This is a genomic window from Streptacidiphilus pinicola (assembly GCF_003258295.1).
Taxonomy (GTDB): Bacteria; Actinomycetota; Actinomycetes; order Streptomycetales; family Streptomycetaceae; genus Streptacidiphilus; species Streptacidiphilus pinicola.
This window is the reverse complement of record NZ_QKYN01000073.1, coordinates 1-18,256: the sequence shown is the minus strand read 5'-3', so window position 1 is coordinate 18,256 and position 18,256 is coordinate 1. Positions and strand designations below refer to the sequence as shown.

The 18,256-nt window shown below is 68.8% G+C and carries 17 protein-coding genes and 2 pseudogenes; 14 read left to right on the top strand and 5 right to left on the bottom strand.

Annotation, left to right across the window (positions count from 1 at the left end):
• Positions 1-57: 57 nt before the first annotated feature.
• Positions 58-195, top strand: a pseudogene (locus DN069_RS19125) (TetR/AcrR family transcriptional regulator); the annotation flags it as partial.
• A gap of 374 nt (positions 196-569) precedes the next feature.
• Here DN069_RS19125 and DN069_RS19120 read toward each other — a convergent pair.
• The gene (locus DN069_RS19120; RefSeq protein ID WP_207892197.1) at positions 570-1,520 is read right to left on the bottom strand and encodes a LysR family transcriptional regulator; all 951 of its coding nucleotides are present in this window, start codon (positions 1,518-1,520) and stop codon (positions 570-572) included.
• Between the two features lie 95 nt (positions 1,521-1,615).
• Between DN069_RS19120 and DN069_RS19115 the strand changes: the two genes are divergently transcribed.
• The 5 genes from DN069_RS19115 to DN069_RS19095 all read left to right on the top strand — a co-directional run bounded on the left by DN069_RS19115 (position 1,616) and on the right by DN069_RS19095 (position 6,393).
• Positions 1,616-2,299 (top strand): type 1 glutamine amidotransferase domain-containing protein, encoded by a 684-nt coding sequence (locus DN069_RS19115; RefSeq protein ID WP_111502371.1) that lies wholly within the window; start codon positions 1,616-1,618, stop codon positions 2,297-2,299.
• 2 nt (positions 2,300-2,301) lie between these two features.
• Complete coding sequence (locus DN069_RS19110) at positions 2,302-2,892, top strand: TetR/AcrR family transcriptional regulator (protein WP_111502369.1); 591 nt, start codon at positions 2,302-2,304, stop codon at positions 2,890-2,892.
• Positions 2,893-3,140: 248 nt separating this feature from the next.
• On the top strand, positions 3,141-3,902 hold the full coding sequence (locus tag DN069_RS19105) for an SDR family NAD(P)-dependent oxidoreductase (RefSeq protein WP_111502367.1): 762 nt from the start codon (positions 3,141-3,143) through the stop codon (positions 3,900-3,902).
• 65 nt (positions 3,903-3,967) lie between these two features.
• The gene (locus DN069_RS19100) at positions 3,968-4,657 is read left to right on the top strand and encodes a type 1 glutamine amidotransferase domain-containing protein (RefSeq protein ID WP_243639429.1); all 690 of its coding nucleotides are present in this window, start codon (positions 3,968-3,970) and stop codon (positions 4,655-4,657) included.
• A gap of 230 nt (positions 4,658-4,887) precedes the next feature.
• Entirely contained in the window at positions 4,888-6,393 is a 1,506-nt protein-coding gene (locus tag DN069_RS19095) for a long-chain-fatty-acid--CoA ligase (RefSeq protein WP_111502363.1), read from the top strand.
• A gap of 652 nt (positions 6,394-7,045) precedes the next feature.
• Here DN069_RS19095 and DN069_RS19085 read toward each other — a convergent pair.
• Positions 7,046-7,810 carry a glycoside hydrolase family 12 protein gene (locus tag DN069_RS19085; RefSeq protein ID WP_133259968.1) on the bottom strand — a complete coding sequence of 255 codons (765 nt, stop codon included), beginning with the start codon at positions 7,808-7,810 and terminating at the stop codon, positions 7,046-7,048.
• A 399-nt stretch (positions 7,811-8,209) separates the two neighbouring features.
• Between DN069_RS19085 and DN069_RS39430 the strand changes: the two genes are divergently transcribed.
• The 5 genes and pseudogenes from DN069_RS39430 (at position 8,210) to DN069_RS19065 (ending at position 11,890) form a co-directional block, all read left to right on the top strand.
• The gene (locus tag DN069_RS39430; protein WP_133259967.1) at positions 8,210-8,458 is read left to right on the top strand and encodes a hypothetical protein; all 249 of its coding nucleotides are present in this window, start codon (positions 8,210-8,212) and stop codon (positions 8,456-8,458) included.
• Positions 8,459-8,820: 362 nt separating this feature from the next.
• The gene (locus DN069_RS19080; protein ID WP_111502431.1) at positions 8,821-9,414 is read left to right on the top strand and encodes a dihydrofolate reductase family protein; all 594 of its coding nucleotides are present in this window, start codon (positions 8,821-8,823) and stop codon (positions 9,412-9,414) included.
• Between the two features lie 317 nt (positions 9,415-9,731).
• Positions 9,732-10,028 carry an antibiotic biosynthesis monooxygenase family protein gene (locus DN069_RS19075; RefSeq protein ID WP_111502359.1) on the top strand — a complete coding sequence of 99 codons (297 nt, stop codon included), beginning with the start codon at positions 9,732-9,734 and terminating at the stop codon, positions 10,026-10,028.
• A gap of 339 nt (positions 10,029-10,367) precedes the next feature.
• Positions 10,368-10,793, top strand: a pseudogene (locus tag DN069_RS19070) (amino acid permease); the annotation flags it as partial.
• A gap of 242 nt (positions 10,794-11,035) precedes the next feature.
• Positions 11,036-11,890, top strand: a complete 855-nt coding sequence (locus DN069_RS19065; protein ID WP_111502355.1) for a DUF427 domain-containing protein — start codon at positions 11,036-11,038, stop codon at positions 11,888-11,890.
• 328 nt (positions 11,891-12,218) lie between these two features.
• On the opposite strand, the gene DN069_RS19060 is transcribed toward DN069_RS19065, so the two are convergent.
• Positions 12,219-12,524 carry a hypothetical protein gene (locus DN069_RS19060; protein WP_111502353.1) on the bottom strand — a complete coding sequence of 102 codons (306 nt, stop codon included), beginning with the start codon at positions 12,522-12,524 and terminating at the stop codon, positions 12,219-12,221.
• Between the two features lie 807 nt (positions 12,525-13,331).
• Here DN069_RS19060 and DN069_RS19050 point away from each other — a divergent pair.
• Positions 13,332-13,763: an ester cyclase gene (locus tag DN069_RS19050; protein ID WP_165845545.1), complete on the top strand. Its 432-nt coding sequence runs from the start codon at positions 13,332-13,334 to the stop codon at positions 13,761-13,763.
• Between the two features lie 10 nt (positions 13,764-13,773).
• The gene (locus DN069_RS19045; RefSeq protein WP_111502349.1) at positions 13,774-14,847 is read left to right on the top strand and encodes a LuxR C-terminal-related transcriptional regulator; all 1,074 of its coding nucleotides are present in this window, start codon (positions 13,774-13,776) and stop codon (positions 14,845-14,847) included.
• A 266-nt stretch (positions 14,848-15,113) separates the two neighbouring features.
• On the opposite strand, the gene DN069_RS19040 is transcribed toward DN069_RS19045, so the two are convergent.
• The gene (locus DN069_RS19040; RefSeq protein ID WP_111502347.1) at positions 15,114-15,512 is read right to left on the bottom strand and encodes a VOC family protein; all 399 of its coding nucleotides are present in this window, start codon (positions 15,510-15,512) and stop codon (positions 15,114-15,116) included.
• 303 nt (positions 15,513-15,815) lie between these two features.
• A complete protein-coding gene (locus DN069_RS19030) occupies positions 15,816-16,553 on the bottom strand; it encodes a hypothetical protein (protein WP_133259965.1) in 738 nt (245 codons plus the stop codon).
• 207 nt (positions 16,554-16,760) lie between these two features.
• On the opposite strand from DN069_RS19030, the gene DN069_RS19025 reads away from it, so the two are divergent.
• Positions 16,761-18,256: N-6 DNA methylase (locus DN069_RS19025; RefSeq protein WP_165845544.1), on the top strand; the 1,496-nt coding region annotated here is incomplete at its 3' end.

The following is an 18,256-nucleotide window of genomic DNA, read 5'->3' as shown; positions in this document are numbered from 1 at the left end:
ATGTTCCAGCCCCCCGTCGCCACCAGCAGGCCGAACGCCGGCGTCGAGATCGTGCTGGCTCGGCCGCACGACAGCGAATCGGTCGTGGGCCAGGGCTGTGACGACCAGTTCGAGTTCGAGTTCGCCCTGGACCTCATGCTGGACGGCTTCGAAAGACTCCACCAGCAGGGATGGGCGTCTGCCGAGCGAGTCTGACACGCCGGCAATACCTCCGTCCGCTGGACGGGGCAACAAGATCCTCGCGTTGCCGACTCGCACAGCGTCCCCACGTCAGGGACCGCCCGGTAGCCCTCTGCCGCAGGAGGCTTCGACGACACGGTCATCGCCGTCCGCAACTGATCCGCCATGCCCGGACCGGTCTCCGTGGGCTGCGCGGCGGCGGTCCAGCAGCGCAGGTGACGAGGTACCCGACTGCGCACGCCCCTTCCTCGCGACTGCGCAGGCGCCGCTTCACGGCCCTTGGCGCCCTGGCGGGCTGGTGGCTGGATTCCCCACGCGAGGTGCGGACGAGGACCCCCGGTGGCCAGCATTCGGTCAAGTGCACACCGAGCCTCGCTGTGCCCTGCAGATCAGCTTGAGCGTGCGACCTGTACCAGGTGGTCGCGGACGAGGGCGACGTGCGGGAGGGGGTGGGCGCCGGCGCGCTGGGCAAGGAAGCCTGTGTTGATGGGGGCGTCTTCGGGGTCGAGCAGGAGGCGGAGCGAGCCGTCGGCGATTTCCGCGGTGCACAGGTAACGGGGCAGGACGGTCACGCCGAAGCCTGCGAGGACGGCAGCTTTGACGGCCCGGAGATCGGGGATGACCAGCGCTGGTTCAGCGACGAGACGGGTGTTGAAGACGTGCCGCCAGTACCGGCGGAGAATGGGCAGGTCGTCGGCGTAGGAGATGAGGGGGAGGTCGGCGAGGGCGCCGGGCCCGTCGCGGATCAGAAGGTCGTGGTCGATCTTGTCGGACCAGTCGGGGGCGGCGACGAGCACGAAGTCCTCGTCCGCGAGCGGTTCGGCGGTCAGGGTGCGCCCGCGAGGGCGGATCGTGGACACGACGAGGTCGTAACTGCCGGCCCGCAGCCCTGCGAGGAGGTCCTCGGACAAGCCGGTGGTGATGCGGAGCCGGACTCCCTGCTTCAGAAGCGGGCCGAGACTGGGTACGACGACGGCGAGGAACTCCGCAGGCCCGGCCAGGAGCACGGGGGGCTCGGGCACCGTCTCGCCGAGCGTGCCGCTGGTGGTGGCAATCGCCTCAAGGGCGTCCATTGGAGCGGCGAGGCGGGCGGCCAGATCGTCGGCGGCGGGGGTCGGGGTCACGCCCCGGGGGAGGCGTTCGAAGAGTTGGCGGCCCATGTGGTCTTCGAGGGCGCGCAGCTGGGTCGTCACCGTCGGCTGGGTCAGGCCGACCAGCCGGGCGGCGGCGGTCAGGGAACCGGCGCGATAGACGGCCAGGAATGTGCGTAGCTGCGCCAGGTCCAGCGATCCATTGCTTTTTCTATCGCTCACATAGACGAGTCTATTTGTTGGGCGCATGTACTGGGCCTACCGTCGGGAGGTACCGGCGGATCGACGATCTGAGCTTGAAACGTCGAACTGCCGGGCTACGGCAATATGGCAAGGAGAACATGATGTCCAAGATTCTTTTCGTGGTGACCGGTGCGACCTACTGGACGCTGAACGACGGCACCCGGCACCCGACCGGCTACTGGGCCGAGGAACTGCTCACCCCGTACAAGGTGTTCACCGAAGCGGGCCACGACGTCGTCCTCGCCACACCGGGCGGGGTGGTCCCGGCTCCCGACCCGGGCAGTCTGGCACCGGGGGCCAACGGCGGCCGCGACGTCACTCCCGAACTGGCCGAGATCGCCGCACTGGCGGCGCCGCTGAAGCTGGAGGACGTCGACCTGGCGGACTACCAGGCGGTGTTCTACCCGGGCGGCCATGGCCCGATGGAGGACCTGGCGGTCGACCCCACCTCCGGCCGGCTGCTCGTGGACGCCTTGGACTCCGGCAAGCCGCTCGGTGTGGTGTGCCACGCGCCGGCCGCACTGCTGGCCGCGAACCGTGCGGACGGCACCTCCGCCTTCGCCGGCCGGAAGATCACAGCCTTCTCCAACGAGGAGGAACGCCAAGGGGGCCTGGCCGACAAGGCGATCTGGCTCCTGGAGGACCGGCTCAAGGCCATCGGCGCGGACGTGAAGGTAGCGGCCCCGTGGACGCCGAACGTGGTTCTGGACGGCAACCTTCTCACCGGGCAGAACCCGATGTCGTCCGGCCCGCTCGCGGTCGAACTGCTCAAGCAGCTGGGCTGACAATGGCTGCCGACCGACTCTCGGCGGTCCTGGACTCCACCCACGAGTGTCTGCTGCTGTACGGGGTGCGCAGGACCACGATGGACGACATCGCCCAGCGCACGGGCCTGTCCCGGTCGAGCCTCTACACCTACGTCCGCAACAAGGACGAGGCGTTCCGGCTGCTCGCCGAGCGCCTGCACCGCCGGGCGCTGGACGCGGCACAGGCCGCGGCCGCCCGCAAGGGCGCCACCGCCGAGCAACGGGCACTGGGAATCCTCACCGCCAAGCTGGATCTCGTGCTGGCGCTCAAGGCTTCCCCGCACGTCGCCGAGCTCCTGGACGCCCGAACCCGCTTGTGCGGCGACATCTGCAGCGCCTTCAGCGACCGCCTCCGCGCCTTCCTGGTCGATGTCTTCGAGCAGGCCGGCACCGACCGGCCCCAGGACGCAGCCGACATCTGCCTGACGGTGCTGCGCGGCTTCGAAAGCTCACCCGACCAGGCCCACCTGATGGAGCCCGCCGCCGAGGCCGTCATCAACGGCCTTCTCCAACCCCGTCCAACGGCTGGCTCCGTCGGCCCTCGCCCCCACCCGGAGCACCTCAGTCCCTGAGGTGAGACGCGGGCACCAGCTTGCCGGTGCCCGGGTGGGTAACCGATCTTGGCAGGAGTCCCGCGGGACGGCCGCTCTCGTCCATCGTGACCAATGGCGTGGCGTTGCCGATCTACCAGACCAGGCGCACTTACCTTGGTGCGCGCGGTCCGGTCTTGAGCAGCGTCCCCCCTGCGAAGCAGCCCCCCACCATAGATCCCCTACCTGGCACGGCCCGCAGTAGAGCGGGCGTTCGAAAGGCTGAAACCATGACTGGTCGTCTTGGAGGAACCGTCGCCCTTGTCACCGGAGCCTCCAGCGGCATCGGCCACGCCACCGCCCTGGAACTGGCCCGCCAGGGCGCCGCGGTGGCCGTCGTCGGCCGACGGGAGGACCGTCTGACCGACCTCGCCGCACAGATCACCAAGGAGGGCGGGAGCGCATTGGTCGTACCCGCCGACATCACCACCTCCCAGGCCGCCGCGGAAGCGGTCGCCCGTACCGTCGATGGCCTGGGCCGCCTGGACATCCTGGTCAACAACGCCGGCCTCATGCTGCTCGGCCCCACCCCCGGCGCGGACCAGAACGACTGGCAGCGCATGATCGACATCAACCTCATGGGCCTGCTGCACACCACCCACGCGGCTGTCCCCCACCTCGTCAAGGCCGCCACCGACGGCCCGCGCCAGGTCGCGGACATCATCAACATCAGCTCGCTGAACGGCCGCAACGCCTACGCCATGATGGCCGTGTACACCGCCACCAAGTTCGGCGTCACCGGCTTCAGCGAGGCGCTGCGCCAGGAACTGGCCAAGCGGCACGTGCGCGTGTCCGTCGTAGAGCCGGGCAGTGTCGACACCGAACTGCGCACCCACAACTCGGACGCCGTCCAGCAACTGCTCAATGCCGGCCTCGGCAACGTCGAACGGCTGCAGAGCGAAGACATCGCGGAAGCGGTCGGCTACATCGTCAGCCGCCCCCGGCACGTGGCTGTCAACGAGCTGCTCGTGCGTCCCACCGAGCAGGTCTGAACAACCACGACCGACGGTCAACGTCGGCGCAAGGAAGAAACACCGATCCCAGAAAAGAAGACATCATGGGCAAGATCCTCAATATCGTGACCAACCACGGCACGTACGGCGACTCCGACAAGCCGACGGGATTGTGGCTGGGCGAGCTGACTCACTTCTACGACCTGTTCGAGGCCCACGGGTTCCAGCAGGACATCGCGAGCCCCAAGGGCGGACGGTCTCCGGTGGAGCCCCGCTCGCTCGGTCGATTCACGGCCGACCGCAGTGTGCGACAGCGGTTGCAGGACCCGGCATTCATGGCGCGCCTCGAACACACGCTGTCGGCCGGCGACGTCAACTGGTCCGACTACGACGCCATCTACTTCACCGGCGGACACGGCACCATGTGGGACTTCCGGGGAGACCCTCATCTGCAGCAACTCGCCCGCGACATGTTCGAAAACGGACGTATCGTCGCCAGCGTCTGCCACGGGTACACCGTATTCGCCGACCTCCGCCTGAGCAGCGGCCAGTACCTCCTCCAGGGCAGGCGGATGACCGGCTTCTCCTGGAACGAGGAGATCCTCGCCGGCGTCGCCAAGCAGGTGCCCTACAACATCGAGGACCTCGTCAAACAACAGGGCGCCCACTACGAGAAGGCCCGCCTGCCGCTGATGTCCTTCTCCGTCCGCGACCGCAACCTCATCACCGGCCAGAACCCCGGATCCGCCCGCGCCGTCGCCGCCGACGTCCTCAAGGCCCTTACCGAGAAATGACCGGAACAACGCAGAAGGCCGTGCCATCCCTCGTCAGCCCGCTCTGAGAACGCCTGGCTGCGAGGACCCGACTACGTCGGGCCGTTACCGCGAGCACATAAGGCGACCTGCAGGCAGGCCCACGCAGAAGCCAATCTGGAGCGACCGGTGCGAGCGGCCTCACGAACCAACATGTCGTCAGCTTGAACATCGAATCTCGACGTGAAGCACCCAGTGGAGGTGTCCTGGCCATGGCCAACCTGGCCGAATTCTTGACGGAGACGGCCGCGCAGCAGCCGGACCGTCCCGCACTGCGCCTCGACGCGCAGGTCATCGACTACGCCGAGCTGGACGAGCGCAGCGCACGCGCCGCCGCGCTGCTCCGCGCCCAAGGCGTACGCCCCGGTGACCGGGTCGCCATGATGTTGCCCAACGTGCCCGAGTTCGTCGTCCTGTACTACGGGGCGCTGCGGGCCGGCGCGATCGTGGTGCCACTCAACCCGCTACTGAAGCAGCGGGAGGTCGAGTACCACCTGACCGACTCCGGAGCGGTGGCGGTCTTCGAGTGGTTCCAAGCCCCGGGTGAGGGTGCCGCCGGCGCGGCTTCCGCCGGGGTTCCGCTCACGGTTGTCGAGCCGGCCGCGTTCGCCGAGTCGCTCGCTCAGCACGAGCCGCTGGCCGAGGTCGCCCCGGCCGCCGGTGAGGACGTCGCTGTGCTCCTCTATACCTCCGGCACGACGGGCCGCCCCAAGGGCGCCGCACTCACCCACGCGGGGCTGCGCCACAACACCGAGGTCAGCGCGGTGCACGTGCAGCGGCTGACGTCGCAGGACGTGGTGGTGGGCTGTCTGCCCCTGTTCCACATCTTCGGCCAGATCTGCACCATGAGCGCGGCGATCCGCAGCGGCGCAGCCCTCACCCTGATCCCGCGCTTCGACCCGCAAACCGTGCTGGACGCCATCGCCCGCGACCGCGCCACGATCTTCGACGGCGTACCGACCATGTACGCCGCGCTCCTCCAGCACCAGCCCACCGACGCAGACGTCTCCACACTTCGGATGTGCGTCTCCGGCGGCGCCTCACTGCCGGTGGAGATCCTCCATGGCTTCGAACGCCGCTTCGGCTGCATGGTCCTGGAGGGCTTCGGCATGTCCGAGACCAGCCCGGTCGTCACCTTCAACCACCCCGACCGCCCGCGTAAGGCCGGTTCCATCGGCACACCGATCCGCGACGTCGAAGTCCGGCTGCTGGACGACCACGGCCAGGAAGTCGCCGTCGGCGAAGTCGGCGAACTGGTCGTCCGCGGACCGAACCTGATGAAGGGATACTGGAACCGCCCGGAGGAAACCCGCGCGACCATCCCCGACGGCTGGCTACGTACCGGCGATCTGGCCCGCCAGGACGAGGACGGCTACCTGTACATCGTCGACCGCAAGAAGGACCTGATCATCCGCGGCGGCTACAACGTCTACCCACGCGAGATCGAAGAGGTGCTCCACGAGCACCCTGCTGTGGCGCTGGCGGCCGTCGTCGGCCTCCCGGACGAGCGGTTGGGTGAGGACGTCGGCGCCGCGGTCGTCCTGCGCCACGGTGCACTCGCCACGCCCGCGGAACTTCAGCAGTTCACGAAGGAGAGAGTGGCCGCCTACAAGTACCCACGGTCCATTTGGATCGTGGACGCCCTGCCCACCGGACCCAGCGGAAAGATCCTCAAGCGAGAGATCGCGCCCCGGCCGGCTGAACCGCGACAAGCCTGAGCAGCTTCCACGACGGGTTGAAGACGAGCGGTCCAGGACATGGTGAAGACGCCGAACGATGGCATCCAGGACCGGGCGACCGCTGCTACGAGATGGGTCTGGTGGGCCGGTGAGCGCACTTGCTGCTCGACGGGATTGTCGGGGTCCGACAGCGCCCGTGTACCGGCTGGTTGTCGCGGGCACTGCCGCCCGTCTTGCGGCGGTTGACGCCCCAGAGGGTGTCGTCGCCGATCGAGTAGCACCCGTGGAAGTACCGGACGCCATGGGTGCGGTGGTAGGTCGCGGGATGGCCCAGGGGGTGAACGGCTGGCCGAGCTTGGTCGGGCGCGGGTGGTGGCCGTCTGGACGACGAAGTCCTCGTCGTCAGGACCTAGCAGGCGGGGACGGCGCCTCCCGCCCGCCGAGGGTCCAGACGAGCCAGGCCGATCTCGTTGAACCGGTGGATCACGTCGCGGACGGTGTCATCGCGCGCCGGAACCGCACCGAACTGGTGCTGCCACGACGCACGATCTGCTGCAGCTTCTGCCCCTCCTGGTCAATCAACCTGCGCACGCGGACAGGCCCAGCCACCACACCCCCAACGATCGGACGGACGTCACCGCACATCCAAACGCTGCGACCACCCACCCAGCGAACCTTCCCGGTCAGAGCATTAGATGCTTGATCCGCCGCCGGAGGTGTTGCTCCACCAGGCGCTGTAGGCGTTCAGCGAGTACTGCTTCTGCACGCCGCTGGTCGAGGTGATCTCAATGCCGTACTGCATCGTGTCGAGGGTGGTGTTGCGCAAGAGGTTCTGCGACGCGGCCCATCGCCAGACCGCCGAGACGTCGACCGTGCCGGAGTTGGTCTGCTGGGCGGGAAAGAGCTGCAGGACATTCCAGCCGGGATTGGCCTGCCAGACCGACGCGTACAGGACGCCGCCGATGGTCACGTTGGACGCGATCTGGCTCCCCCAGCCACCGGTCGCCCCGTTCCAGCTGGTGAAGGTCATGATCTCGTCCTGGTTGTTGGTCGACCAGATGTCGCCCGTCCAGTCCCAGTAGTCACTGCCGGCGGTGGGGGCCGACGAGTTGTTGTACCAGAAGCCCGCCGAGTTCAGCTGCGACAGCGGCGTTTGGGGTCGGACTCCGGTGTTCGGGTAGGACTTGACCCCGCCGCCGGACTGGGTGGAATCGACGGACCAGGACTTGATGCTGTTGACGGTCAGGCACTGCAGGCCGTGGTTCTGGCCCCAGACGTCGTTGTAGATCGTCCAGGTGCCCTGGGTGTAACTGCCCCACTGGTCGCACGTGGAGTACACCTGGGCCTGCGCCGGAGCCGCGAAGCTCAGAACCCCGGCGATCACGGCGCCGATCACGGCCAGCCGACCGAACCCGGCCGACTTGCTGCTGCTGGATTTACGGGATTGCCATCTCATGTGTCCCTCCAAGGACGGCGATGGAGTGTTTCCGGAGCCCCCGTCTGGTGGCGGACTCTGGCGCCGCGAGGTGTCGCTCGTCGGCGAGTCCGGGCTCGGGACGGCGCTACCCAGCCTCGTCCAAGGTGCTTGCGCAGTTGGCCGACTGATCGGCTTGATGGCCGGTCCTGGGCGAAGTTGTTCCATCCAGTGCTCGAAGTTGGAGTCCCCGCCGAACGCCAAGCGGCCGAAACGGTCGATCAGCTGACGTGTTGACACCTTCGCTCCGTTGGCGTGCAGTGCTGCTCGCGATGGGAGGTGGCTCAGCTCGTCGAGGTGGCGCACTCAAAAACTGCGGGAACGGCTGTCCCCTTGCCGGACGCAGGTGCGAAGTGTCGAAGCGCTTGACCATGGACAGTAATGACAGGTCGCCTGAACAACAAGGCTCTGCGCAGCAAGACACATGTCTTTCACCGGATCACTGTCGAAGCGCTGTCGAAGCGCATCGAATGGCAATCGAATAGCATCGGACCGCGCGCCTGCCACCTGGCCTTCACGTCACTGCTACAGGCCCTGGTGGATGTGGCTGAATGTGCCGGGGCAGGTGCCGAAGTGACGGGTGAAGCACCTCAGAAAGTGGTCGACCAGGTAGGCCATCCACTCGGATGAGTCGTAGAACTTCTCGCGCCGGTTCCATTGGATCCCAGCCCCATCATCGTGGGCTCCCACCCGCACCACAGACTGGGCTGGCCAGCCGGGGGCTTGCCGAACTCGCGAATGTCGGCGTCGCGGCCCCTGTCCCGCGTGGCCAGTGCCGTCGACGTAGTAGGGGCCCTTGTCACGGTCCATGCGCGGGTCTCGGCGAACCTCCGCAGACCGCGGCGGTCGGCCAGCCAGTCGGCCGCGACAGAAGAGAAACCGGCGTTGCCGGACCGCTCAGTTTTCCGGGCGGCCGGGGTCTATATGAAGGACACGGAGAGGTGCCGGTTCTGGAACGGGCACCGCGAGTTCGACCGATGGAGGTCGGCGCTATGCGGAAGGTGATCGAGTACGTGCTGGTCTCGGCGGACGGTGTCTTCGAGGACCCGGTGGCCATGGGAGTCGGCGAGTACCAAGATGAAGCCTACCTGCGAGACGGCTTGGGCCTGTTGACGGCGTGCGACGCCATTTTGTTCGGCCGCCGCACCTACGAGGCGTTCGCTGAGCTGTACGGCGGTAGGGGCCACAAGGCAATGTGGGCCGACCGTCTCACCACAATCCCGAAGTACGTGTTCAGCTCGACGCTGGAGAACCCCGGCTGGGGCAACCCGACTGTCGTTCGAGGCGATGTCATCGCCGAGGTGGCCAGGCTCAAGCAGCAGGACGGGGGGAACCTGCTGATCATGGGCCACGGCCTGCTCGGGGAAACTCTGCTACGGGAGCGACTGATCGATGCGATAGACCTCACCATCTACCCATTTCTGGCAGGGGGCGGGAAGCAGTTCTTTCGAGAGGGGCAAGACGCCAAGCTGCGGCTCACGGCCGTGAAGACCTTCTCGAAGATCGTAAAGCTGACCTACGAGGTCGAGGCCCCAGCACCGTCAATAGCCGCGGCCGACGCCACCGGAACGACGGCGATCGCCTGAGACTCGCCCATCCACGGGATTTGACAACATCTCAGGCAGCGCCTTGTGCCGCTCTGCTGAGGCGGGCGTGTCATCACGGACGTAATCCCCCAAGATGACAACTTTGCGAGGATCCCGCGCTGACCTCGGCCGGGGGCGACCCCGGCTGCCGACGAGCTCGGCGTCGCCCTGTCGCCTCATGCCTCGCGCCCGCGCCCGCGCCCGCGCCCGCGCCTGAAACGACGGGGCCGAATGGCCGCATCACCCGAGCGGCCCGCTCCCTGCCCTGCTCCACTGAGAATCGTCAATCACGGCAATCCAACGAGAGAGGTTCCAACATGGCGATCATCACCGTCTTCGAGATCCCCGGCGGGACACAGGCCCAGTACGAGCAGGTCACCAATGAGATGACCGGCGGACGCGGCCTGGTGCGGAACCGGAAGGACTGGCCGGTCCCCGGCCTGATCTCGCACGCGGCCGGACCCAGCCCCACGGGATGGTTCGTAACGGACGTCTGGGAGTCCGAGGACGCGTTCGCGAAGTTCGGGGAGAAGCTCGCGCCGCTGATGCAGAAGGCCGGAATGCCCATGGGCGAACCGACCGTCTACCAGGCCTTCAACGTGGTGACCGACTAGACAGTCGACTACGTCCATCCGCGCGCCATCGGCACCACGCTGACGGCCCAGGTCACCTGCGGGCGGACCAGGCTCAGGCTGAAGACCCACCAGGTCGGACCGGCGCTGTCCCCGCACCGGGTGCCGTCGGCCGCGGGGTGGTCACGGTCTGGCCAACTCCTCCCCAACGCACCGGATGCTGACGGTCGAACGGGGCTGGACGGCCGCCAGTACAAGCGGTGGCTCATACGGTCGCTCCGCATCCCGCTACGGCCGGAGCTCCGAGGCGCGACTTGCCCCCCGGACCAACTGGGCAGAAGGCCGAAGGCGTATCCACCGCCGACGACCGTGCCGACCTTGCCGGAGCCGGTCAACCGCGCCTTCACCAGCCTGAGCAAGCGCTACGGCTCCCCGTGGATCTCCACCCTGGCGGTCGGCGTCCCCGGCGCGATCCTCTGCTTCGTCAACCTCGACACCCTGAGTGCCGTCACCGGTGTCTCCGTCGCGCTCCTCTACGGCTGCGTCGCGGTCGCCGCGCTGGGCGCCCGTCGGGGCAAGCACAAGAACGCCAAGGCGTACCGCATGCCCCTGTGGCCGGCCGTCCCGATCGCGCTGATCCTCGTCCTGATCTACGTGGTCACCCAGCAGAGCTTCACCGCCCTCTGGCTCGCCGGCGGCATCACCGCGGCCGCGGCGCTCTACTGGGTCTTCTACCTCCGCCCCCGACCGGACACCCGCTGGATCATCACCATCCCCGAGGACGAGAAGGACACTGTCGAGGCCTGATTCCCGATGCCTTGCTGCGCAGCGGAGAGCTGCGGGCGTTCGCCCACTTGTTGCAGCGGGCACTGAAGCAGCTGGACACGTTGCCCGTCCGGCGTCGGTCCCCGAGCATCGGGCTCTTTCCCGTTTGCCTGGAACGCGTATGGGTGCGCGACACGGACCACTGCCCGGGCAGGCGCGCGGGCAGTCCCCGTTGGTGCCACGCTGGGACTTGCCGGGGAGACGTCTTACTGGAGGAGTCGCAGATGAGCAGGCGGATGCGCGACCTGCTGACCGAGGGCCTGGGCGAGCTCCGGTATGAGCCGATCGGCAAGCGCATTCGGGCTGTCCTGGACGGGCGCACGGTCGTGGACACGAGGAGGGCCGTGCTGGTCTGGGAGCCGCGCCGGATCGTGCCGTCCTACGCCGTGCCGGCCGGCGACCTCTCAGCGGAGCTGTTGCCGGCCGGAACGGCGGGGACGGACGCCGCGGACGGCGCCGGCGCGCGCATGCCGGACTTGTTCGCGCGGCCGGTGCTCGATCCGTCGGTGCCGTTCACCGTGCACAGCGCCGAGGGCCGCGAGGCCGACCTGAGAGCCGGCGGGCACGAACGGCGCGGAGCCGGGTTCCACCCCGCCGACCCGGCCCTGGACGGATTCGTCGTGCTGGATTTCCGGGCCTTCGACGCCTGGTACGAGGAGGACGAACGCAACGTTGCCCACCCCAGGGACCCGTTCCACCGCATCGACGTGCTCGCGGCCTCGCGCCACGTCCGGGTGGAGCTGGACGGCGAGGTGCTGGCCGAGTCGTCCCGGCCCACGCTGCTGTTCGAGACCCTGCTCCCGACCCGCTACTACCTGCCCCCCGAGGACGTCCTCGCCGAGCTCGCCCCCAGCAGTGCCCGCACCTGGTGCGCCTATAAGGGACAAGCGTCCTACTGGTCGGCCTCGGCCGGTGACCGCGTCCTGCCCGACATCGGCTGGAGCTACCAGCAGCCCCTGCACGACGCCGTGCACATCCGGGGCCTCATCGCGTTCTTCAACGAGCGACTCGACATCGTCGTGGATGGCGAACGCGCCGAACGGCCCCTCACCCCCTGGTCTCCCAGACCCGACGCCTGACACTCGGTCCGTTTGCGGGGCTCAGCCAGACCACCCGGTGTGGCCAGCTCCAACGGCGAATGCTGCCAGGGGATCCCGATGTAGAGCACGAACGGTTTGCCATGTCAGCGAAGCCGGTCCAGAACGGGCCTGGACTGGGGCAACGCCCGGCTCAGGGAGGCAGGATCGGCCCGATCGCCGCCCACAACTCGCCGTCCATGTCCGAACCTTGACGCTCACGCCCTCCCGAGCGGCTCAATCTTCGTACCGGTCACGCCCGACCTGCCTCGTCGCAGGTCATCAGGTGACGAGCGCAAGAGGCGAAGCAGTGGGCCCGGGGTCAACGGGTTCAGCCGCAATGCCACTGTGCCGCGAGCGCAACCGGGACTGCCGAGGTGCAGTGATTCGCGGCCGGGTAGGAGTCCGAGCCGACGAAAGCCCATCCGGTAGCCGGCGTGAAGCGGAAGAATTGCAGCACCGTTCCCTCATCCTGGAGTTGGACCAGGTCGACACTGGTCGCTCCAGCCGCCGCTTCGAAGCGGGCGGCGGCGTAAAGCGTCTTGCCGCAACTGCCGAAGAAGAAGGCGCCCGGCTCCGGCTGGATGTGCGCGACCCGCTTTGCGTTGGCCCACGTCTGCGTGACCGCGGCTTTCACCCCGGCTGGAACAGCCGAGTTCCGACATGCGACGTCGACGGCGGCCGGCCGCTCTATGGGGCTCGCCGAAACAGAGGCAGTCGGCGAGGACCGGGACGGCACCGGGACGGTGCCGGTCGAGGTGACGCTTGGGCTCGGCATCATCGCTGGCGATGCGGATGCCGTCGGCTCCCTCGTCGGTCCGACGGACGGCAAGGCCACGGAGGCGCCCGCGGACCCGCGCGGGCTGGTGCATGCCGTCAGCGAGAGGCCTGCGACGACCGTCACCAGCGCGGCTGTAGCTGTCCTGCCAGAGCCGAAGATCACGTTCGCTCCAAATCAAGGCACGATGGTGCGAGAACCTTATGAGACCCATGCGGCTCGGCACAGCCCGAGGTCCCGCACACTGACGCCGTACCGTCAGGAGCGGAAGCCGTCATGACGGGGGCCGAGGGACCATGACGCCTGCGGGATCCACCTGCATGGCCGGGCTCCTGCGCCGCTGCCCCGGCCCGCCAGGCCCGAGGCCGCCTGCCTGTCCGCCGGCACCGACCCCCTCGTGTGACGGCATCGGCTACTGGGACTTGAGGGCGTTCAGCCGCTCGGCGTACTCGGCGGCAAGGCGCTCCACTGCCTCGGGGCCGGCGTCGGAGACCCGGTTCCGGTCCGCGGCCCAGGTCCACCTCGTTCGCTGTGCTGCCCGCGGTGCAGGATCACAGCGACGATCCCGCGGCAGATGCCCCGGGGCTCGGCCGCCGGGGCGGTGCGAACGGATACCCCAGAGAGTTGGGGTTCCGGGCGGGGCTCGGCGGGTCGAGGATCGCTCGTATGGACACCATTGAGCGGAACAAGCTGACAGTCACTGCATTCATCGACGCGCTGTTCACCAGGGGCGACCTGTCAGCCGTCGATGTCTACCTCGCCGAGGACTACCTCGACCACGACCCGCCTGTGGGCGGCAGCGCGGACCGGGAGGGGATGCGCGCCGCGGGGGCCCTGTTCCGAGGGGCGTTCCCCGACTGGCATTCCGACCTGGGACTCCTGGTTGGGGAGGGTGACCTGGTCGTCGAGCAGTTCACGGCCTCGGGCACCCAACGCGGCGAGGTGATGGGTGTCGAGGGCGACGGTCGTACTGTCGTGCTCAAGGGAATCAACATCTTCCGGCTGCGCGGCGGCCTGATCGTCGAACGCTGGGGACGAATCGACGACCTCGGCCTGTTGCGCCAACTCGGACTCGTGCCGACGCCGGCACCGGCGTAGCGTCGAGGTCATGGCCACGGGCATCCAGGAACGACGCATCGAGCGGCTGATCGACACCTGCTATGCCGACCTGGAACTTCCCGCGCTCTCCGGTGAGGTGCTGCGCCGCCTGCCGGGCATTCTTCCCATCGAAGCGACCTTCTTGGCAGCCGTCGACCCGGCGACCCTGCTGTTCACGTCGGTGGTCGCCCAGGAGCCGCTGGCCGGCGTCGGCCCGCTCTTCCTCGACAACGAGTTCGGGCGCGAGGACGTCAACAAGTTTTCCGCGCTCGCCCGGGGACCGGACGCGGTGATGTCCCTGGACCGGGCAACCCTGGGGAGACGGTCCGACAGTGCACGATACCGAGAGATCATGGCCGGCCTGGGGCTGGGTGATGAGCTCCGGGCCGCCCTGATCGCAGGGCGCGACTGCTGGGGCGTCCTGTGTCTGCACCGGGGGGACGCCGACGCTGGTTTCTCCGACCAGGATCTCGCCGTCCTCAAGAGGATCGCCCCGCACCTGGCCGAGGGCCTGCGCCGCGGAGTCATCCAGGACACCATCACGCGCAACGGGCCCGACACACCAGGTGCCCCGGGCGTTATCGTGCTCGACCGGGACCTTGCCCTCGTCTCGATCAGCCCGGACGCCGAACGGTGGCTCGCGCGACTGCCGGACCCCAAGGTCCAGGGCCTGCCCTGGCCCGTCTATTCCGTGGCTGCCCGCCTGACGTGGTCCCGGGACGTGCAGGGAACAGCCGCGCCGGACCGCCAGGGACCGGTCCGGCTGCGGACCTGTGACGGTCACTGGCTGGCCTTGCACGCCACTCGCCTGCGGGGCCCCGAGGACGACCAGATCTGCGTGATCGTCGAGCCCGCCCCCGCAACCGCGATCGGCTCCCTGCTTCTGGCCGCTCACGGGCTCACCCCCGCGCAGAACCGGGTGGCCGCACTGGTACTCCAGGGGTGCTCCACGCGGGAGATCATGGACCGGCTCCACGTGTCCGCCTACACGGTCCAGGAACACCTGACAGCAGTCTTCGCCCGCTTCGGCGTGGCCAGCCGCCGCGAGCTCATCGCCGCGATTCTCTCCTCGGCCCAGCGCTGAGAGGGGTCGCTCGCACTGTCGGTGGAGATGATGGGAGGAGGCCTGAAGGACCGAGCAGCCGACCTCTCCGGAACTCACGCGAACGCGTTCCCCGACACTCCGCCCATGACGTTCGGGTCCTCGCGGAGTGAACGTCACTGCCTCCCCGCCGAGCTGTCGTTCAAGGATGGCGATTTGGCGGCGCAGAACGAGGATCTCCGCGCCCTTCTCGTGGTCGCTCATCGGCAGCAGCCGCAGGGCGGCGGCGACGGCGGTCTTCCGTGCGCTCAGTCGTCGGCTTCGATGGCGAAGGTGTTGCCATCCGGATCCCGGAACCAGGCGATACGACCTCCGCCGGCCCTGGCAGTGATGCCGTTGGGATCATGGTCGTATTCGGCGTACCGGGCGAACTCGACGCCTGCCGCGGTGAGCTCGCCGACGACTCCGTCGATGTCGTCGACGTACCAGGTCGCCATGGTCGCTTGCGACCGGCCCGCAGTGACGGATTGATACACGTTCAGGGCTGGCCCACCGCCAGAACCGTAGACGCGGCTGCCACCGGCGATCTCGGCACTGGGACCGGACTGCAACGCTTGCAGACCGAGCTTGCCTTCATAGAACGCGACCGACCGCTGAATGTCGGACACGGCGATCGACGCTCTCAGCTGGAAGTCGTTCAGCGGCATGATCCGACCTTACCCCCGCTTCGAAGCGCGCTCCCTCAACCGACCGCGCCTGCCGCCGAGGCGACCCGTGCCACGTCCACGCCGCCGCAGGCCTGCACGGCTCCCCGACCGTCACCGGCGCCGACGGCGCGCACCACCGAGACGGACGGCCGGACGAGCGGCGCTGTTCCACCGAGTGAAACCGACCCCGCCTGCCCTGGGGAGCGTGCCAGACGGCAAGTCGGTGCAGGTGCCCCGACGGCCGGGCGGGTGGATGTCGGCCCTGAGCGCTACCCCCGCGCGCTCAGGGCCGTCGAGAACTGCTCAGCCCGCAGCCGCGGGCAGCTTCTTGAGCAGCTGGCGGGCCAGTGTCAGCGCCTCGGCGCCGCTGCCGTTCTGGTCGTTGTAGCTGGTGGCTATGAGGAGCTTGCCGGATCGGATCACCACCATCGTCTGGCCACCCGTCAGGGATGGCGAGGTGACGAGGGACTCGACGGCCTCGTCACCGAGGCCGGGCAGCTCCTTGACCTTCAGGTGCATCCGGTAGGTGGTGCCTCCCTGCGTCATCGGGAAGGACTTGCACTCCGTGAAGACCTTCTTCAAACCGGCGATCTCCTGTGCGGCGCGGGTGTTCTCGAAGGCATCGAGCTCCTGGTAGTACTCGTTGCCGTAGGAGTCGTTGAAGTCCGTCCCGGCGAACGCGGCCGGACCGACGCCACCCGCGGTCATCCAATTGGTCCCGTTGAGCAGGTCGCAGGCCTTGGACTTGGTGATCGACGCGTTGCTCGGCTCCACAAACGTGTCACCCGAGTTGTTGACCAGCGTGGGGTTGGCCTTGAGCTTGGGCACGGCGCTCGCGGGCAGCAGCCATCCGGCGAGCTTCGTGCCGTTGGGCAGGCCGGCGGTCGGATCGGCCGCGGCCGAGGCGGTGGCCCCGGCCCCAGCCCCAGGGGTCGAGCCTGCGGTCACCGACGTGCCGCCGGAGGAGGAGCAGGCCGTCAGGGCCAGGCCCGCTCCGGCGCAGAGGACTGCTGCGGCAACGCGGCGATGATGCGTACTCATGGTGGGGTGCCTCTTCCGAGCAGGGGCGGGTCAAGGGTGTGCGCACGCTGAGGACCGGCATGCGGCCCGTACGGCTGTGCAGCGAGAGAATCACAGCATGAGCTGTTAAGTCAGTCAACACGTGTCTCGCCTGTGAAGCGGGAAGTCGAGGCATCGCGTGTATGATCGCCGCGGATCCACGGGGGGATCCCGAACGGAGGCGCGACGATGGCCCAGCAGCGCAAGGCCCGACAGCCCGAGACCCGAGACAGTGAAAGCCCGCGCGGCGCCGCCGAAGTGACGGCAACCGCGATCGCCCGGCTGGCCGGCGTGGGCCCGGCTGCGGTGAGCAACTGGCGGCGGCGCCATCCCGACTTCCCCAAGCCCGTCGGCGGCTCCGTCAGCAGCCCCACTTTCGATCTCGCCCAGGTGGAGGCGTGGCTGCGCGCCCAGGGCAAACTGACCCAGGTGCCCCTGCGCGAGCGGGCCTGGCAACAGGTCGAGCAGTACCCGCTGGGCCCCTCGGCCGCGCTGATCCGCCTCGGTGCGGCGTTCACCCTGGGCCCCGACCCCAACGCGACGGACACTCCGCTGCTGACCACCGGTCTGCAACTGGCCGAGGAGCTCGGACCGGCCGGCGCCTTCGGCTTCCTGCTGGGCCGTCACCTGGGGTCCGTCTCCCGTCAGTACGCCCTTACACCCGCTGAACCAGCCACGCTGATGGCTGAGTTGGGCGGCCCGGCCGCCGAGGTGCTCGATCCGGCCTGCGGCTTCGGCGGCCTCCTCGACGCGGCACGGCGACTCAACCCGGACGCCCGGCTCTGCGGTCAAGACGCCGACCCCGAGCTCGCCGCCCTCGCCGACCTCCGCCTCACGCTCGCCCTCACCGGGGAGGGCGACGACACCAGCGCGGACAACGGACCGGGACCGCGACGCGGATGGGTCGACGTGCGGACCGGCGACGCCCTGCGGGCCGACCCCTTCGACCGGCCGCCGCACGCACCGGGAGCCGATGTCGTGCTCTGCCATCCGCCGTTCAACGAACGGAACTGGGGCCACGACGAACTCGCCTACGACTCCCGCTGGGAGTACGGCCTACCGCCGCGCACCGAGTCCGAGCTCGCCTGGGTGCAGCACGCGCTCGCCCACTCCCGCGAGGACGGGACGGTTGTCGTGCTGATGCCGCCCGCCGCCGCGTCCCGGCGCTCCGGCCGCCGGATCCGCGCCGAACTGCTGCGACGCGGAGCGCTGCGCGCCGTCATCGCGCTGCCGGTGGGAGCCGCCCCGCCGTACGGGATCCCACTGCACCTGTGGGTGCTGCGTCGCCCGCCGGTCGCCGGGGCCTCCGCCGCACCGGGTGTGCTGTTGGTCGAAACGGGCAGCATGGCCTGGCCGGAGGCACGCGCAGCCGCCCTGGACGCCTGGCGGGCGATGGTCGCCGGCACCGGACGCGCCGACGCCACCGCAAAGACCCGCACCGGCGCCGACCGTCCAGGTGTGAGCCACGTCGTACCGGTGGTGGACCTGCTGGACGAGGAAGTCGACCTCACACCCGCCCGCCACCTGCCGCCAACCGCCGTCAGCGGCGGGGCGCTCGGCCTGGACGAGCTGCGCGAGCAACTCGCCACCGCGCTGCGGCACGCCTCACAACTGCCCGCGACGGGTGCGGCTGTCGAGGCGGCGACCGGCGGCGGGCGCGCGAGCGGCTGGCCCTCCACCACCGT

What these genes read in the sequence shown, in the direction of transcription:
- DN069_RS19110 (WP_111502369.1), top strand. Translation starts at nt 2,302, where the DNA reads ATGGCTGCCGACCGACTCTCGGCGGTCCTGGACTCCACCCACGAGTGT.
- DN069_RS19115 (WP_111502371.1), top strand. Translation starts at nt 1,616, where the DNA reads ATGTCCAAGATTCTTTTCGTGGTGACCGGTGCGACCTACTGGACGCTG.
- DN069_RS19120 (WP_207892197.1), bottom strand. Translation starts at nt 1,520, where the DNA reads ATGCGCCCAACAAATAGACTCGTCTATGTGAGCGATAGAAAAAGCAAT.
- DN069_RS19105 (WP_111502367.1), top strand. Translation starts at nt 3,141, where the DNA reads ATGACTGGTCGTCTTGGAGGAACCGTCGCCCTTGTCACCGGAGCCTCC.
- DN069_RS19100 (WP_243639429.1), top strand. Translation starts at nt 3,968, where the DNA reads ATGGGCAAGATCCTCAATATCGTGACCAACCACGGCACGTACGGCGAC.
- DN069_RS19080 (WP_111502431.1), top strand. Translation starts at nt 8,821, where the DNA reads ATGCGGAAGGTGATCGAGTACGTGCTGGTCTCGGCGGACGGTGTCTTC.
- DN069_RS39430 (WP_133259967.1), top strand. Translation starts at nt 8,210, where the DNA reads ATGACAGGTCGCCTGAACAACAAGGCTCTGCGCAGCAAGACACATGTC.
- DN069_RS19050 (WP_165845545.1), top strand. Translation starts at nt 13,332, where the DNA reads ATGGACACCATTGAGCGGAACAAGCTGACAGTCACTGCATTCATCGAC.
- DN069_RS19095 (WP_111502363.1), top strand. Translation starts at nt 4,888, where the DNA reads ATGGCCAACCTGGCCGAATTCTTGACGGAGACGGCCGCGCAGCAGCCG.
- DN069_RS19045 (WP_111502349.1), top strand. Translation starts at nt 13,774, where the DNA reads ATGGCCACGGGCATCCAGGAACGACGCATCGAGCGGCTGATCGACACC.
- DN069_RS19040 (WP_111502347.1), bottom strand. Translation starts at nt 15,512, where the DNA reads ATGCCGCTGAACGACTTCCAGCTGAGAGCGTCGATCGCCGTGTCCGAC.
- DN069_RS19075 (WP_111502359.1), top strand. Translation starts at nt 9,732, where the DNA reads ATGGCGATCATCACCGTCTTCGAGATCCCCGGCGGGACACAGGCCCAG.
- DN069_RS19085 (WP_133259968.1), bottom strand. Translation starts at nt 7,810, where the DNA reads ATGAGATGGCAATCCCGTAAATCCAGCAGCAGCAAGTCGGCCGGGTTC.
- DN069_RS19065 (WP_111502355.1), top strand. Translation starts at nt 11,036, where the DNA reads ATGAGCAGGCGGATGCGCGACCTGCTGACCGAGGGCCTGGGCGAGCTC.
- DN069_RS19030 (WP_133259965.1), bottom strand. Translation starts at nt 16,553, where the DNA reads ATGAGTACGCATCATCGCCGCGTTGCCGCAGCAGTCCTCTGCGCCGGA.